Origin of the sequence: Streptomyces sp. NPDC059743 (genome assembly GCF_042732975.1) — a bacterium.
Taxonomy (GTDB): Bacteria; Actinomycetota; Actinomycetes; order Streptomycetales; family Streptomycetaceae; genus Streptomyces.
Window position 1 is genome coordinate 1 of sequence record NZ_JBHWGS010000013.1, and the last position, 17175, is coordinate 17175.

The window sequence follows — 17175 nt, forward strand, 5'->3', positions numbered from 1 at the left end:
CACAAGGACAGGGGTGCGGGCCCACGCGCGTAGTGCAGGCAGGACAACAGGCCGACAGGAAAGGTCAGCCGGCCAGAATGGCGCGGGCCAGCCCGGCCGTCTCGGTCGGCGTCTTGCCGACGCGCACGCCCGCGGCCTCCAGGGCCTCCTTCTTCGCCTGCGCCGTGCCGGAGGAGCCGGAGACGATGGCGCCGGCGTGGCCCATGGTCTTGCCCTCGGGCGCGGTGAAGCCCGCGACATAGCCGACGACCGGCTTGGTGACGTTCTTGGCGATGAAGTCGGCCGCACGCTCCTCGGCGTCGCCGCCGATCTCACCGATCATCACGATCAGATCGGTGTCGGGGTCGGCCTCGAACGCGGCGAGCGCGTCGATGTGGGTCGTACCGATCACCGGGTCGCCACCGATGCCGACGGCCGACGAGAAGCCGATGTCCCGCAGCTCATACATCATCTGGTAGGTCAGCGTGCCCGACTTGGACACCAGACCGATACGGCCGGGCTTGGTGATGTCGCCCGGGATGATGCCGGCGTTGGACTGACCGGGAGTGATCAGACCGGGACAGTTCGGACCGATGATGCGGGTCTTGTTGCCCTTGCTGCCCGCGTACGCCCAGAAAGCGGCGGAGTCATGGACCGCGATGCCCTCGGTGATCACTACGGCCAGACCGATCTCGGCGTCGATCGCCTCGACGACGGCGGCCTTGGCGAAGGCCGGCGGCACGAAGACGACGGACACATCGGCGCCGGTCTTCTCGATGGCCTCGGCCACGGAGCCGAAGACGGGTACGGACGTGCCGTCGAAGTCGACGGACGTACCGGCCTTACGCGGGTTCACACCGCCGACGATGTTGGTGCCGTCGGCGAGCATGAGCCTGGTGTGCTTCATGCCGGTGGCGCCGGTCATCCCCTGGACGATGACCTTGCTTTCCTTGGTGAGGAAGATAGCCATGGTGTTGGAGTTCCTGGTCCTTATGTCGGGTCGGAGACGCGCGTAGGTCAGCGTGCCGCGGCGAGCTCGGCGGCCTTGTCGGCCGCGCCGTCCATGGTGTCCACGCGCTGCACGAGCGGGTGGTTGGCGTCGGACAGGATCTTGCGACCCAGCTCCGCGTTGTTGCCGTCGAGCCGCACGACCAGCGGCTTCGTGACGTCCTCGCCCTTGGACCTGAGCAGCTCCAGGGCCTGGACGATGCCGTTGGCGACCTCGTCGCACGCCGTGATGCCACCGAAGACATTGACGAACACCGACTTGACGTCGGGGTCGCCGAGGATGATCTCCAGCCCGTTCGCCATGACCTCGGCGGAGGCGCCGCCGCCGATGTCGAGGAAGTTGGCGGGCTTCACACCGCTGTGCGCCTCACCGGCGTACGCGACGACGTCCAGGGTCGACATGACCAGACCGGCGCCGTTGCCGATGATGCCGACCTCGCCGTCGAGCTTGACGTAGTTGAGGTTCTTGGCCTTGGCGGCGGCTTCCAGCGGGTTGGCGGCGGCCTTGTCCTCAAGGGCCGCGTGCTCGGGCTGGCGGAAGTCGGCGTTCTCGTCGAGCGAGACCTTGCCGTCCAGGGCGATGATCTTGTTGTCGCCGGACTTGATCAGCGGGTTGACCTCGACAAGGAGCGCGTCCTCTTCGATGAAGACGGTCCACAGCTTCTGGAGCACATCGGCGACCTGGTCGGCGATCTCGGCCGGGAACTTCGCGGCGGCGACGATCTCGGCGGCCTTCTCGGGCGTGCAGCCGTCGTTGGCGTCGACCGGGACCTTGGCGAGCGCGTCGGGGTTCTCCTCCGCGACGACCTCGATCTCCACGCCGCCCTCGACGGAGGCCATGGCGAGGAAGGTGCGGTTGGTGCGGTCCAGCAGGAAGGAGACGTAGTACTCCTCCGCGATGTCGGCCGTCTCGGCCAGCATCACCTGGTGGACCGTGTGGCCCTTGATGTCCATGCCCAGAATCTGGCCGGCCTTCTCGACGGCGTCCGCCGGGTCGGAGGCCAGCTTCACGCCGCCCGCCTTGCCGCGGCCACCGACCTTGACCTGCGCCTTGACAACGGCCTTGCCGCCGAGACGCTCGGTCACCTCGCGAGCCGCGTCAGGCGTAGTGATGACTTCACCGGCCAGCACCGGTACACCGTGCTTGGCGAAGAGGTCCCTCGCCTGGTACTCGAACAGGTCCACGCGTGTCCGTCCCTTTGTCTTTTAAACCGCAGCCTGGTGATCGCGGGTTCGTTGTCTGCGTGGGCGTGCCGCGAAGGGCAACGTGACTGCGCTGTCACTGAGGGAGGCGTACTCGCTGTCCGGTACGCGGCATGTCCGTCTCGCAGGTTATCCCCGAGGGCCTTGGGTCCCTAAATCACAGATCACACCTGAGCGGTGATACCTGTCACATGAGTCCCGAACCCGGCAGATCGCTGTCCGGTACGGGTATCGGGCGCTTCTCGATCGCCGCCGCCATCACCTCCGGAAAGAGGTCCGGCGTACAGGCGAACGCCGGTGCGTCCAGGGCCGCGAGGGCCGCGGCATGCTCCCGATCGTACGCCGGGGCTCCTTCGTCGGACAGCGCGAGCAGGGCCACGAACTGCACGCCCGAGGCCTTCATGGCCGCGACGCGCTTGAGCATCTCGTCGCGTATGCCGCCCTCGTAGAGATCGCTGATCAGGACGACCACGGTGTCGGCGGGCCGGGTGATCCGCGACTGGCAGTAGGCGAGCGCGCGGTTGATGTCCGTACCGCCGCCGAGCTGGGTGCCGAAGAGGACATCGACGGGATCGTCGAGCTGGTCCGTGAGATCCACGACGGCCGTGTCGAAGACGACGAGCCGGGTGGCGATCGAACGCATCGAGGCGAGGACCGCACCGAAGACCGAGGCGTAGACGACGGACGCGGCCATCGAACCGGACTGGTCGATGCAGAGGACGACTTCCTTCTTCACGGACTGTGCGGCCCTGCCGTAGCCGATCAGCCGCTCCGGGACGACCGTGCCGTGTTCCGGGAGGTAGTTCTTGAGATTGGCCCGGATCGTACGGTCCCAGTCGATGTCCCGGTGGCGCGGCCGGCTGATCCGCGCGGACCGGTCGAGCGCTCCGGTCAGAGTGGCTCTGGTGCGGGTGGCCAGCCGCTTCTCGATGTCCTGGACCACCTTGCGCACCACGGCGCGGGCGGTCTCCTTGGTCGTCTCGGGCATGGCCTTGTTGAGCGAGAGCAGGGTGCCGACGAGATGGACGTCCGCCTCGACCGCCTCCAGCATCTCCGGTTCGAGCAGCAGCGCGGAGAGACCGAGCCGGTCGATCGCGTCGCGCTGCATGACCTGGACGACGGAGCTCGGGAAGTACGTACGGATGTCGCCGAGCCAGCGCGCGACGGACGGCGCGGAGGCGCCGAGCCCGGCGGAGCGGCTGGTGCCGCTGCCACGGTTCTTGCCCGCGCCGTAGAGGGCCGAGAGCGCGCCGTCCATCGCCGCGTCCTTGCCGGAGAGCGCGCAGCCCGTCCCGTCGGCGCTCTCACCGCCGAGCACCAGACGCCAGCGGCGCAGCCGCTCGTCCGCCGCGCCGTCCTTGGGCGTCGCGTTCCCGGTCGCCGCGGTTCCGGTCGTCGTGTCCCCGATCGTCGTGTTCCCGCTCATCCCGTCGCCTCCGAGAGGTCGTGGTCATGGTCGTCGGTGAGGTCAAGGTCGAGGCCGATGGCCTGGGCGGGCCCCAGCAGCAGGCGGAGCACCGGCAGTACGGCATCGGCCCGCGCCTCGTCGAGCCCTGGGCCGAAGCCGGGCGCGACGGCCCCGGGCCCGGACTCCACCGGCCCTGCGCCGGCGGGCCCGCGCCGGACCAGCTCGCCCAGCGTGCGGCGTACTCCCGGCTCGTACGCCGAGAAGGTGCGGCGCAGCAGCGGGAGCACATCGGTGAAGGAGTCGGCGGGCACTCCGGTCAGCCAGCCGTCGACCAGCCCGAGCAGCCGTTCGTCGTGGATCAGGAGCATGCCGCCGCCCGACGCGCCGCCGACGAAGCCCTCGATCCAGGCGGCGGCGTCGGCCGGTGGAGTGCCGGGCGACAGGGCGAGCCCCATGAACCGCGCGGCGTCGTCCTCGGCGAGCCGCCCGTCGTCCAGCAGCAGCCGGGCTGCCCGCCCTCTGATCACTCCCGCCACGGTGTCCCGCTCCGCGAGCTTGCGCAGCACGGCCGCCCAGCGCCCACCGAGATCCCGACCGTCCGGGAGAAGGCCGATCGCCGTGTGGACGCTGTCGAGGTGTCCCCGCATCTCGGCCGCGCCGTCGGCGTCGAGCCCGGCGCAGGCGGGCGGCAGACCCACGCAGATCCGCTCGGCGAGCCCGCCCGCCACATCTCCGAGCGCGGCGGTGTCCGTGGACCGTACATCCCCGTACCGCAGCGAGCGGGCGAGCGCGGGCAGCGCCTTGGCGAGCTGGCCGACATCGGCATCCAGCGCGGCGCGGTCCGCCAGGGCGCGCATCACCACGGGCAGGGCGTCGGGCAGTTCGGCCAGCAGACAGCGCTCGGCCAGCGCCGTGACCTCGGCGAGCGATGTCGCGGACGCGGCCTGGGACTCGGCCCTGGCGGTGGCGGCGGAGAGCACGGTGGTGCCCCATATGCCCGCCTCCGCGACCCGTACGTACAGCTCGGGCTCCCAGCGCAGTCGCCAGCTCTCCCGGAATGTGCCGGTGCTCCCTCGTCCCGCGGCCGGCTCGCCCCAGCCGATGCCCAGCAGCCGCAGCCGGTGTAGAAGTCTGCTGCGCGCCGTGTCCGTCTCCTTGCGCAGATCGAGCTCCAGCGCGCGCTCCAGCGCCTCCGGCTTGAGCCGCAGCGAGCGCTGGAGCCGGGTGAGATCGCGCTGCAACGGCACGGCGGGCGCCGCGTCCGGGACCTCGCCGAGCACATCTCCGACGACGAGCCGGTCCTGGATGAGCCCGAGCGGGATGTCCGATCCCTCGCACATCACCGCCCGTACGGCGTCGATGGTCTCGGTGAGACCGGCCAGCGGGCGACCGCGCATCACGGCCAGGGTCTCGGCGAGCCGTACCGCCTCGATGACATGCGCGGAGGAGACGATCCGGTCCTCCTCCCGCAGCAGACCCGCGACCTTGGTGAGCCAGCGCTCCACGGGACGGTCGGGCACGGCGAAGAGATGTCCGTACCAGCCGGGCGAGTCGATACCCGCGCCGTAGCCGCTGTGCCGGGCGAGCCTGCGATGGGTCCAGGGCACCCAGGTCAGCTCGGTCCTCACCTTGGGCAGGCCCTTCAGCAGCGCGCGGTCGGCGGCGACGGTGGTCTTCTCCGCCAGCGCGGGCACATGCCAGGCGCCGCAGACCACGGCGACGCCTCCGTCGCCGAACTCCTTGCGGGCCGCGCGCAGTTGGATACGCATATGGGCCTCGCGGACGAGATCACGCCGATGCCCGCCGGCGCCGTACTCCTCGCGCAGCGCTCCCATGGCCTCGGCGACCGCCTCGAACGGAGCGAAGGGACCGGCGGAGCGGCCAGGAGCCTGGTGCTCGACGACGTCCTCCCACCAGCGCTCCGGATCGTCGTATCCGGCGGCCTCGGCGAGAACGGCGAGCGGATCGATCCGCAGTCCATCGGCGTCGGGCCGCGTATCGGCGTCAGGGTGTCCGTCGGTGCCGGGCTCGTTCCCGTCGGATCCGTCCTCCGATCCGTCCTCCGTGGTCTGTGCCAGTGAGTGCGCCGCGGGCAGATCGATGAACCGCACCGGTACGTCATGGGCCAGCGCCCAGCGGATCGCGACCCACTCGGGCGAGAACTCGGCCAGCGGCCAGAACGCGGCCCGCCCGGGATCGTCCACCGCGTGCGCGAGCAGCGCGACCGGCGGTCGCATCGCTTCGTCCCCGGCGAGCGCCAGCAGCGCGTCGCCCTCGGGCGGCCCTTCGATCAGCACCACGCGCGGCGCCGCCGCGTCGAGCGCACTCCGCACCGCCCGCGCGGATCCCGGCCCGTGGTGGCGGACTCCGAGCAGCAACGGCCCGCGCCCGGCGGCGCCGACGGCCGCCCGTGCGGCCGATGCCGCCAGTGCCGCCGTCATGCGCTCACCTCGCGGCAGGCACGGTAGAAGTCCTTCCAGCCGTCGCGCTCGCGGACCACTGTCTCGACATACTCCTGCCAGATCACCCGGTCCGCCGCCGGATCGCGGACGACCGCGCCGAGGATGCCGGCCGCCACATCGCCCGGCCGCAGCACGCCGTCGCCGAAGTGGGCGGCGAGTGCCAGGCCATTGGTGACGACGGAGATGGCCTCGGCCGTGGAGAGCGTCCCGGAAGGAGACTTGAGCTTCGTACGGCCGTCGGTCGTGACACCGTCGCGCAGCTCGCGGAAGACCGTCACGACCCGGCGGATCTCGTCGATGCCCTCGGGCCCGGCCGGCAGATCGAGCGAGCGCCCTATCTGGTCGACGCGCCGGGAGACGATCTCGACCTCTGCCTCGGGCGTGGCGGGCAGCGGCAGGACGACGGTGTTGAAACGGCGGCGCAGCGCGCTGGAGAGATCGTTGACACCGCGGTCGCGGTCGTTGGCCGTGGCGATCAGATTGAAACCGCGGACGGCCTGCACCTCCTGTCCCAGCTCGGGGACCGGCAGCGTCTTCTCGGACAGGATCGTGATGAGCGAGTCCTGTACGTCGGCGGGGATACGGGTCAGCTCCTCGACCCGCGCGGTCATGCCCTCGGACATGGCCCGCATCACCGGACTGGGCACCAGCGCGTCGCGGCTGGGACCGTGGGCAAGCAGCTGCGCGTAGTTCCAGCCGTACCGGATCGCCTCCTCCGGCGTGCCCGCCGTGCCCTGCACCAGCAGCGTCGAGTCACCGCTGACGGCCGCCGCGAGATGCTCGGAGACCCAGGTCTTGGCGGTGCCCGGCACACCGAGGAGCAGCAGCGCCCGGTCGGTGGCGAGCGTGGTGACGGCGACTTCCACGATCCGGCGCGGTCCCACGTACTTCGGTGTGATCACCGTGCCGTCGGGCAGCGTGCCGCCGAGCAGATAGGTGGCCACGGCCCAGGGCGACAGCCGCCATCTCACGGGCCGCTGCCGGTCGTCGGCCGCGGCCAGGGCGGCCAGCTCGTCGGCGAACGCGTCCTCGGCGTGCGGACGCAGCGGCTCGCTCCCGGTGGCCGGGATGGCAGCGGTGGTTTCGGACACGGTCATGGATCCCCCTCCAGATCGATCGACCGGATGTGGATTCCACGGTGCACCACGCCACTGACAATCGGTCATCCGTGCAGGTCAGGGCGATTGTCAGTGGTGGGTCCTAACGTCGTAGCCATGAATCCAACGGGGGTGCGCTGGACGACGGAACAGGTGCTGGCCCTGGCTCCTGACGACGCGTCACGCAAGGCGGGGAACAGACTGGGCACGGCCGGACCGTGGTCGGGCGCGGGCGCCAGTGCCACGGGCTCCGTATGGGGGCTGTGCAAGGGCAGTGGAGGCAAGCCGTACCAGACGGTGGTGGACACCACGGGCCCGGCGTACAGATGCAGTTGTCCCAGCCGGAAGTTCCCGTGCAAGCACGCGCTCGGACTGCTGCTGCTCTGGGCTGCCGGCGAGGAGACCGTAGGGCAGGCAGAGGCGCCCGATTGGGCCGAGGAGTGGCTCGAAGGGCGCAGGAAGCGGAGCGAGGAGAAGCCGGCGGGCGGCCCGGCGGGCGAGGGCGGGCCCGGCAAGCCGGCCGATCCGGAGGCCGCGCGGCGCAGGGCTGAGCGCAGGGCCGCGCGGATCACGGCGGGGACGACGGAGCTGGAGCAGCGGCTGACGGATCTGCTGCGCGGCGGACTGGCCGCGGCGGAGCAGTCGGGTTACGGGCTGTGGGAGGAGACGGCGGCCAGGATGGTGGACGCACAGGCGCCGGGACTGGCGGGCCGGGTGCGGGAGTTGGGAGCGATCCCGGGCTCGGGCGCGGGCTGGCCGGTGCGGCTGCTGGAGGAGTCCGCGCTGCTGCATCTGCTGAACGCGGGATGGCAAGGGCTCGACCGGCTGCCGGAGCCGCTGGCGACGACGGTCCGCACCCGGGTCGGCCTCCCGTCGCCTCTGGCGGGCGCGCCGGTCAGGGACCACTGGCTGGTCCTGGCTCAGTACGACTCCTCGGACGGCAAGCTGACCACCCGGCGTATCCGGCTGTACGGACGGGACTCCGGACGTTCGGCGCTGCTGCTCTCCTTCGGAGCCGCGGGCCGGTCGCCGGAGCTGGGGCTGCCGGTGGGCCTGGTGATCGACGCCGAGGTCACGCCGCACGCGGGCGCCGGACAGCTACGGGCCGACTGGGGGCGGCAGTTCGGTGTCCCGGGCCCGATCCAGGAGCCGCCGCCCGGCGGATCCACGACAGCGGCGATCGAGGCGTACGGCGCGGCGCTGCGGGACGATCCGTGGCTCGACGCATGGCCGGTGACACTGCGGGATGTCGTCCCTGTTCCGGTGCCCGAGGCGGGCGGCGGCTGGCAACTGGCCGACGCCGACGGCGGATCCGCCCTGCCCGTGGCACCGACTGCCCTGGGACGGCCCGGGCTCTGGAAGCTGGCCGCGGTCTCCGGCGGCGGGCCCGTGACGGTCTTCGGCGAGTGCGGCCACCGCGGTTTCCATCCGCTCGCGGCCTGGGCCGAGGACATACCGGGAACGGTCCCGCTCACCTGACCGCCGCGTGCGGTCGCCCGCGCACCTTCGGAGGACCCGATGCATGTACGGAGGACCCGATGACAAGCACCACCACCGACACCGCCGGCATCAGCACGCGCGGGAGCGCGACCGCCTGGGAAGGGCTGGTCACCGCCGCGCTGCTCGGTACGGACCGCCGCACTCCACCCGCCGAGATCATGACGCCCGGCCGGGACGCGCCCGTCGCCCTGCTGGACGCCGCCGCGCTCCACACCGTACGGCGCAGGGCGGGCCTGCTGCCCGCGCGCGCCGCCGCCCGTCCCGAGCCTGCGCCTCACGACGGACGACGGCCGTTGCCCGAGCCGGCCAGGAGGCGGCTCGGACAGTTGCTCGCCGACCGGTCCGCGCCCTCGGGCGGTGGAGGCCGCCGCGGTACGGCGCCCGATCTCACCGAGCTGCTGCCTCAGTGGCTGGCCGCCGCCGATGAACACGGCTACCGCGCGCCCGCCGCCGCCCTGCCCGCGCTTCTCGACGCGGCCCGCGCGCGTACCGATCTGCGGCCGCTTGCCCTGGCCTTCGCGGGACCGCGCGGGCTCTGGCTCGCCCGGCTCAATCCCGAGTGGAAGTTCGCCCTGCGCGGCGCTTCCGGCGGCTCCGTCCTGCCCGACGCGCGGGACATCGAGGCCGTGCGGCTGCTGTGGGAGGAAGGCCTGTTCGCCGAGCGGATCGCCCTGCTCGGCGCCGTACGGGCCCATGACGGCGAGGCGGCCCGCGCGCTGCTGGCGTCGACCTGGTCGACCGAGCGCGCCGAGGACCGGCTGATGTTCCTCGACTCCCTGCGTACGGGGCTGTCCGAAGCGGACGAGCCTTTCCTGGAACAGGCCCTGTCGGACCGCAGCCGCAATGTCCGCTCCACCGCGGCCGAACTGCTCTCGGCACTGCCGAAGTCCGCGCTGGCCGGGCGGATGGCGGCGCGGGCGGCGACCTGCGTGAGCATGGACCGTACGGGCGGCGGCCGGGTCATCGTGGTCGAGGCACCGCACGAGTGCGACGCGGACATGCAGCGCGACGGCGTGGTGCAGACGCCGCCCTCCGGGCGAGGTGAACGGTCCTGGTGGCTGGGCCAGTTGGTGGAGGCCGCGCCGCTGAGCACCTGGCCCGGCCGGCTCGGAGGCCGCACTCCGGAGGAGATCGTCGCGCTGCCCGTCCTGGACGACTGGGCGGACGAACTCCACGCGGCCTGGTGCCGGGCCGCCGTCAGGCAGCGGGACGCGCGCTGGTCGGCCGCGCTGCTGGGCAGGCCGGTGACGTCCCGGGAGAGCGGCCCCGGCACGCCGTCTCTCGCGGAGCGGGCGAAACTGCTCGCGACGCTGCCGTCCGCCGAACGGGCCTCCTGGGTGGCCGCGTTCATATCCGCCCATGGCCTCTCCGAGGCGTTCCAACTGCTCGGCGTCTGCACGGTGCCCTGGGCGGAGCCGCTCGGCCGGGCGGTCGTGGACGCGCTCGACATCGCGCGGGACGCGGGCAGTTACCCCTGGAGCTTCAGCGGAGTGATGGGCCTCGCGGAGCGCTGTCTGGACCCGGCCGAGGCGAGCCGCCTTGAGCTGCTCACGGCGACCCCGGACGAGACGGAGGACACCTCGCCGGGCGCGGGCGGCTACTGGTCGGAGGCGTTCCAGCGCCTGGTCTCCACGCTGCGTCTGCGCGCGGCGATGCTGGCGGAACTGACACAGCCGTCGGAACTGGCTGAACTGACGCAACCCGCCGAACAGGCGGTACCGGCCGCTATGACCGTACCGGCCGAACTGGTCGCACCGACCGCACCGGCCGACCTGGCCGTACCGGCGGCTGACCAGGCCGTACCGCACATATCGGCCGAACACTCAGCGCCGTAGCGGCGGTAGAGCCGTGGCGGCCGGACCGGCCAAGGCCCGAGCCGTTATGCGCCTGTCGGCTGGCGGACATGGTCGTTGACCCAGGTGACGATCGATGTCGTCGTCGCACCCGGAGTGAAGATCTCCGCGACGCCCAGCTCCTTCAGCGGCGCGATGTCCGCCTCCGGGATGATGCCGCCGCCGAAGACCTTGATGTCCTCCGCGTCCCGCTCCTTCAGCAGCTCGATCACCTTCGCGAAGAGCGTGTTGTGGGCACCGGAGAGGATGGACAGCCCGATCGCGTCGGCGTCCTCCTGGATAGCAGTGTCCACGATCTGCTCGGGAGTCTGGTGAAGGCCTGTGTAGATGACCTCCATACCGGCGTCGCGCAGTGCCCGCGCGATCACCTTGGCCCCACGATCGTGGCCGTCGAGACCCGGCTTGGCCACCACCACGCGGATCGGACCGGTCACACCCATCACTGCCTCCACATACCGACTGCACACCGACCGCGCCGTCGACCGGCCCGGGTCCCCGCGCCCGCCCGGCCCGGAGAAGTGAACGAACGTTACCCACAGCATCCCGCACCCTGCTGTTTCGCGGCGGTCGGCGAGGGGGAAATCACACCTGGGACATGTTCGCTTTGCGGTGTTCCGGTACCACTCGGCCCCAGGGCCGGGTCGGGACAGCCGCAAGGGGAGCCGCAGAGGAGCCGCCACACGGGCGCTTCCACCGGACCGCCGGTCGGGCGGTCCGGTGGGCCACCGGTGCGTCGGCTCCGGCACGTCGGCCGCGATCCGACCCGCGTGAGCGGCGCCCCATGAGGGCACACGGGGGTCAGAGCCGCCTCCCGGGTGCCGTTCGGAGGTCGGCCATGCAAATTCTGCCGTTCTTTCCGCTCTCGCCGCTCCTGCCTCCACTGCTGCGCCAGATGAGCCGTGTACGCGAGGTGACGACACCACCGGCCGCCCTGCTCCGCGCCAGCGCGATCGATCTGGCCATCCTCACCGGCCATCTCGTCCTCTATCCGGCCGGAATCATCCAGGAGCGCCGCGCCGCGCCTCTGCCGCCCGAAACGCCTCAGCTTCCCACCGAGGGCCACGCCCGGCCGCCCGTCGTACTGCTCCACGGCCTCGTCGACAACCGCTCCGTCTTCGTGATGCTGCGCCGCTCCCTCTCCCGGCACGGCTGGACACGTCTCATCTCGCTCAACTACTCGCCGTTGACGTTCGACATCCGTACGGCCGCCGAGCTGCTCGGCCGGCACATCGAGGAGATCTGCGTCCGGACCGGCCACCATCAGGTCGATGTGGTGGGCCACAGCCTGGGCGGTCTGATCGCCCGCTATTACGCGCAGTGTCTGGGCGGCGACACCCGGATACGCACCCTGGTCACGCTCGGTACGCCTCACGAGGGCACCACCGCCGTGCCGCTGGCGGACGCCCATCCCGTGGTGCGGCAGATGCGGCCCGGATCCGCGCTGATCGAGGAGCTGAGGCTGCCCGCGCCCGGCTGCCGCACCCGCTTCGTGAGCTTCTGGAGCGATCTCGACCAGCTCATGGACCCGGTGGAGACAGCACGTATCGACCATCCCGATCTCCTCACACAGAACATCCGTGTGAGCGGTCTCGGCCATCTCACGCTGCCGGTTCATCCGTCGGTCGCGGCCGGTGTGCGGCAGGTGCTCGAATCCGGATTCCTGCCCGATCTCGGCTCCGGCAGCGGGCCCGACGGAGGTTCCGCGGCCGGCGGACCGGCCTCCGTCGCCTGACCACGGACCGGCTTGTCGGACCGGCCGATCGGATCGGCCGTCGGATCAGCCCGTCGGGCCCGCCGCCCGGCCCATCCACTCGAACAGCCTTCGAACGTACGGCCAAGCCTGTGCCCGCAGTCCGCCGAAACACGGCCGAATGCCCGTTTCCGCAGATCCCAAAACCTGCGGAAGATTGTCGCCGTCGCATACCGCCGGGTACAGTCGCGGCCACTGCTTTCCCTCTGGGGTCCTCTCCGCACAGGACCGGATTTCCCCAGACCTGGTCCTGCTGCCGAGGCGAGAGAGAAGTTGGTGAACGACCAGCACGCCCACGCCGGGTACGCCGCATACGACGGTTACCAGACCGGCAGCTACGAGACCGACCCGCTCTTCGGCTCCCTGCCGGGCGGTTATGAAGGCGCTCCGGCCCCCGTCGGGCCGTACGAGACGCAGTACGACACCGCAGGCCAGTGGGACAGCGGCGCACAGCAGCACCAGACGGCCGGGGCCGGATACGACGCGTACGGCACGCCGCAGTACGACACGAGCGGTCAGCAGTACGACACGAGCGGCCAGTGGGCGAACGTCACCACCAGCGGCACCGGATACCAGCCGTCGGCGGAGTACCAGCAGCAGGCGGACTATCAGCCGTCGTTGGGCATCCCGGGCCAGGCGGCCGAGCCGGACATGACCGGACAGTGGGACGCCGACGCCTGGAACCAGGCGAACCAGCTCAACGGGACCGGCCACCCAGGACAGTTCGAGAACGCGCCGTTCGGATACGACGCGTCGGGCGGGATCGCGACGGCCCCGTTCGACCCGGCGCAGGCCGCGCAGTTCGAGACCGCGGCGTTCGACGCCGAGCAGTTCAGGGCCGCGCCTGTCGGATACGAGCCGACCGCGCTCTGGATGGCGCCCTCGTTCGACACCGACACGTACGACGCCACCGCGTGGAACTCGGCGGGCACGACGCCCGATCCGGCGCAGGGCCAGTACGACACGGAAGGGCAGTACACCCAGGACGGTCAGTACGGCACCGATGGTCAGTACGGCACGGACGGCCACTACGACGCCGACGGCCAGTACGACACGAAGGACTCGTACGACGCGCAGGACCCGTACGATCCCGACCACCAGTACGACGGCAACCAGTACGATCCCGACGCCGAGTACGGCGCTCCCGGGCCCGAGCCCGAACCCGAGGACGGCTTCGACGCGGAGCCCGGTTACGAGACCGACGACCGCGACCACGCCAGGAGCAAGGCGGAAGCCGACGCCGAGTTCGATCCCGAGGTCGACTCGCTGCACATGGCCCCGACCATGACCGTGCCCGCCATAACCGTGACGCCCGTGACACCTCGCCCGGTACGCCGGGCCGGCGGAGGCGGAAACGGCAGCCGTGGCCGCCGCCGTACCCCCGCCAAGCGCTCCGCACTCCTCACCGTCGCCGTGCCCTCCGCCTGTGTGATGGGCGTCGCCGGTATCGCCGCCGCCTCCGTCGGCGGCCTCGGCGCGGAGGAGGCCCAGGACGACACCAAAACGACGGCGGCAGCCGCCGATCCCGGCTCCGTGAAGCCCGTCGCCGCCAACAACAAGCTGGACACCCAGCTCGCCGCCCTCAGCGCCGACGCCCGTGACTTCGGTGACCGCGCCAGCCGTACGCAGGAGCGCATCGACCTCAAGGAGCGGCAGGAGGCGGAGCGGAAGCAGCGCGCGGCGGAGGCGGCCCGCAAGGAGGCCCTGCGCCCCAAGTTCGCCCTTCCCGTGGCCGCGCACGGCCTCAGCGCGTACTACGGCCAGGCCGGCGTCAACTGGATGTCCGTACACACCGGGATCGACTTCCCGGTCTCGTACGGCACGCCGGTGATGGCCGCGACCGACGGCACCGTACGCACGCAGTACAACAGCGCCTACGGCAACATGGCCATCGTGACCGCGGCCGACGGCACCGAGACGTGGTACTGCCATCTCAGCAGCACGAGGATCCGCTCCGGCCTGGTCAAGGCCGGTGATGTGATCGCCTATTCGGGGAACTCGGGCAACTCCACCGGCCCTCATCTGCACTTCGAGGTACGTCCCGGCGGCGGCTCGGCGATAGACCCCCTGTCCTGGCTCCGCAGCCACGGCCTCGACCCGACATAGGCAAAGCAGAAAGCGGAAAGCCCCTCGGCCGAGGGGCTTTCCGCTTTTCGCTTTCCCGCCAACGTCGCTCCGGACCGAGCTCGCGGACCACGCCCTACAGCTTCTCCACCGGCGCGTACCGCAGCAGCAGGCGCTTGGGCTTGGTGTCGCCGAAGTCGACCGTCGCCTGGGTGTCCGCGCCCGTCCCCGTCACCTCCGTCACCGTGCCCAGACCGAACTGGTCGTGCGTGACACGGTCGCCGACCGCCAGCGAGATCACCGGCCGGTCGTTCGTACGCCGTGTGGCGAAGCCCGAGGCGCCGCCGGACCGCGAGCGCGAGGAACCGGAACCGCCTGCCGCCGCCGACAGCGAGGACGCGATACCGGACGTCGGGCCCGCCGGGATCTGCGCTCCGGTCCGCTTCCACTCCAGATGGTGGCCCGGGATCTCCTCCAGGAACCGTGACGGCGGGTTGTACGAGGGCTGTCCCCAGGCGCTCCGCATCGACGACCGCGTCAGATAGAGCCGCTCACGGGCGCGCGTGATCCCGACATACGCCAGCCGCCGTTCCTCCTCCAGCTCCTTCGTCTGGCCGAGCGCGCGCATGTGCGGGAAGACGCCGTCCTCCATGCCAGACAGGAACACCACAGGGAACTCAAGGCCCTTCGCGGTGTGCAGAGTCATCAGCGTGATGACGCCGGAGCCGTCCTCGTCCTCGTCGGGGATCTGGTCGGAGTCGGCGACAAGCGCCACCTGCTCCAGGAACTCGGCGAGCGTGCCGGCTGCGGGCGCGGCGGCCGGGGCAGCGGGGGCCGTGTCGTCGCCCGCCACCTCGCCCGCCACCTCGGCGGCGGCCTGCGCGCGGGCCTGCTCGAACTCCAGCGCCACCGCCGCCAGTTCCTGAAGGTTCTCGATACGCGTCTCGTCCTGCGGATCGGTAGAGGCCTGAAGCTCCGCCAGATAACCGGTCCGTTCGAGCACGGCCTCCAGCACCGTCGCCGGTCCGGCGCCCGATTCGACGACCGTGCCCAGCTCCTCCATCAGCGTGTTGAAGCGCTTCACGGCATTGGCGGAGCGTGCCGCCATGCCGTACGCCTCGTCCACCCGGCGCAGCGCCTGCGGGAAGGTGATCTTCTCCCGTAGCGCCAGGGCGTCGATCATGGCCTCCGCGCGGTCCCCGATGCCGCGCTTGGGCACATTGAGGATGCGGCGCAGCGGAACGTTGTCCTCCGGGTTGGCCAGGACCCGCAGATAGGCCAGCACATCGCGGACCTCCTTGCGCTCGTAGAAGCGCACTCCGCCGACGACCTTGTACGGCAGGCCGACGCGGATGAAGATCTCCTCGAAGACACGCGACTGCGCGTTCGTACGGTAGAAGACCGCGACATCGCCGGCCTTGGCCTCGCCCGCGTCCGTCAGCCGGTCGATCTCGTCGGCGACGAACTGCGCCTCGTCGTGCTCGGTGTCCGCGACATAGCCGATGATCTGGGCACCGGCGCCCGCGTTGGTCCACAGATTCTTCGGACGGCGGCTCTCGTTGCGCTCGATGACCGCGTTGGCGGCGCTGAGGATCGTCTGCGTGGAGCGGTAGTTCTGCTCCAGCAAAATCGTGGTGGCGTCCGGATAGTCCTCCTCGAACTGGAGGATGTTACGGATAGTGGCGCCGCGGAAGGCATAGATCGACTGGTCGGCGTCACCGACGACACACAGCTCCGCCGGATCGTGGTCCTCGCCGGAAGGGCCCACCAGCTCGCGTACGAGCGTGTACTGCGCGTGGTTCGTGTCCTGGTACTCATCCACCAGCACATGACGGAAACGCCGCCTGTAGTGCTCGGCCACATCCGGGAACGCCTGGAGCAGATGGACCGTGGTCATGATGATGTCGTCGAAGTCCAGGGCGTTGGCCTCGCGCAGCCGTGCCTGATACATCCGGTACGCTTCGGCGAGCGTCTTCTCGAAGCCGTCGGCCGCCTGGTCGGCGAAGGTCTCCTCGTCGATCAGCTCATTCTTCAGATTCGAGATCTTGGCGCTGAAGGACTTCGGCGGATAGCGCTTGGGATCGAGGTCCAGATCACGGCAGACCAGGGCCATCAGCCGCTTGGAGTCGGCGGCGTCGTAGATCGAGAACGACGAGGTGAATCCGAGCCGCTTGGACTCGCGCCGCAGGATCCGTACACAGGCGCTGTGGAAGGTCATCACCCACATGGCACCGGCGCGCGGTCCGACGAGCTGCTCGACGCGCTCCTTCATCTCGCCCGCGGCCTTGTTGGTGAAGGTGATCGCCAGTATCTCGCCGGGATGCACAGAGCGGTTGCCCAGCAGATACGCGATCCGGTGGGTCAGGACCCGGGTCTTCCCGGAGCCGGCTCCGGCCACGATGAGCAGAGGCGAACCCATGTGCACGACGGCCGCGCGCTGCTCTTCGTTCAGCCCTTCGAGCAGCGCGGCGGGATCCACGACCGTACGCGGCGAGCCGCCGCGGTGGTACGGATCGCGCGCCGGCGGTGCGTCGAACGCGCCGTTGAAGAGGTCGTCCGGCACCGCCTCCTGGGCATGCTCGTCGTGGTCCTCGGGCGGCGGCGGTGGCTCGTCACCGGAGGGCTGGAGGTCCGCCAGGAAACTGTCGTCAAAGAGGCTGCTCATCGCTCTCCGAGTCTAGGCCGCCGGACTGACAGCCCGCGCCCGCCTTGGAAAGTCGGGAAGTCTCCACCCGGTCACACGGTGTGACGAAAACACTCACTCGACCCCCGTGCGACACTCCGGAAACACTTTCCCTCATCGCATGAGCAAATGGTCACGAAAATGTATCGGGCATATCGGCCATCGACC

11 protein-coding genes are annotated in these 17175 nt (G+C 70.7%); 4 read left to right on the top strand and 7 right to left on the bottom strand.

All coding sequences use genetic code 11. The features are described from left to right. Positions 1–64: 64 nt before the first annotated feature. The 5 genes from sucD to ACFV6H_RS23010 form a co-directional block, all read right to left on the bottom strand. Positions 65–949: a succinate--CoA ligase subunit alpha gene (gene sucD / locus ACFV6H_RS22990; protein ID WP_066955018.1), complete on the bottom strand. Its 885-nt coding sequence runs from the start codon at positions 947–949 to the stop codon at positions 65–67. Between the two features lie 47 nt (positions 950–996). Next, positions 997–2172, bottom strand: coding sequence for an ADP-forming succinate--CoA ligase subunit beta (gene sucC, locus ACFV6H_RS22995; protein WP_384986738.1), 1176 nt, complete (start codon positions 2170–2172; stop codon positions 997–999). Positions 2173–2377: 205 nt separating this feature from the next. Next, entirely contained in the window at positions 2378–3616 is a 1239-nt protein-coding gene (locus ACFV6H_RS23000; RefSeq protein WP_385545105.1) for a VWA domain-containing protein, read from the bottom strand. Next, on the bottom strand, positions 3613–6039 hold the full coding sequence (locus tag ACFV6H_RS23005; protein WP_385545108.1) for a DUF5682 family protein: 2427 nt from the start codon (positions 6037–6039) through the stop codon (positions 3613–3615). The genes ACFV6H_RS23000 and ACFV6H_RS23005 overlap by 4 nt, the downstream gene beginning before the upstream one ends. Further along, entirely contained in the window at positions 6036–7157 is a 1122-nt protein-coding gene (locus ACFV6H_RS23010; RefSeq protein WP_385545111.1) for an AAA family ATPase, read from the bottom strand. Before ACFV6H_RS23010 ends, ACFV6H_RS23005 begins: the two co-directional genes overlap by 4 nt. 117 nt (positions 7158–7274) lie before the next feature. Between ACFV6H_RS23010 and ACFV6H_RS23015 the strand changes: the two genes are divergently transcribed. Both ACFV6H_RS23015 and ACFV6H_RS23020 read left to right on the top strand, forming a co-directional pair. Continuing rightward, a complete protein-coding gene (locus tag ACFV6H_RS23015) occupies positions 7275–8636 on the top strand; it encodes an SWIM zinc finger family protein (protein WP_385545114.1) in 1362 nt (453 codons plus the stop codon). 59 nt (positions 8637–8695) lie between these two features. Beyond that, entirely contained in the window at positions 8696–10492 is a 1797-nt protein-coding gene (locus ACFV6H_RS23020; RefSeq protein ID WP_385545116.1) for a DUF5691 domain-containing protein, read from the top strand. A gap of 44 nt (positions 10493–10536) precedes the next feature. On the opposite strand, the gene ACFV6H_RS23025 is transcribed toward ACFV6H_RS23020, so the two are convergent. Continuing rightward, on the bottom strand, positions 10537–10950 hold the full coding sequence (locus ACFV6H_RS23025; protein ID WP_093604512.1) for a cobalamin B12-binding domain-containing protein: 414 nt from the start codon (positions 10948–10950) through the stop codon (positions 10537–10539). Positions 10951–11345: 395 nt separating this feature from the next. On the opposite strand from ACFV6H_RS23025, the gene ACFV6H_RS23030 reads away from it, so the two are divergent. Both ACFV6H_RS23030 and ACFV6H_RS23035 read left to right on the top strand, forming a co-directional pair. Next, positions 11346–12242 (top strand): esterase/lipase family protein, encoded by an 897-nt coding sequence (locus ACFV6H_RS23030; protein WP_384790023.1) that lies wholly within the window; start codon positions 11346–11348, stop codon positions 12240–12242. 294 nt (positions 12243–12536) lie between these two features. Then, positions 12537–14366 (top strand): peptidoglycan DD-metalloendopeptidase family protein, encoded by a 1830-nt coding sequence (locus ACFV6H_RS23035; RefSeq protein ID WP_385545120.1) that lies wholly within the window; start codon positions 12537–12539, stop codon positions 14364–14366. Positions 14367–14460: 94 nt separating this feature from the next. Here ACFV6H_RS23035 and pcrA read toward each other — a convergent pair whose 3' ends face one another. Then, complete coding sequence (gene pcrA / locus ACFV6H_RS23040; RefSeq protein ID WP_385545123.1) at positions 14461–16989, bottom strand: DNA helicase PcrA; 2529 nt, start codon at positions 16987–16989, stop codon at positions 14461–14463. Between the last annotated feature and the right edge of the window lie 186 nt (positions 16990–17175).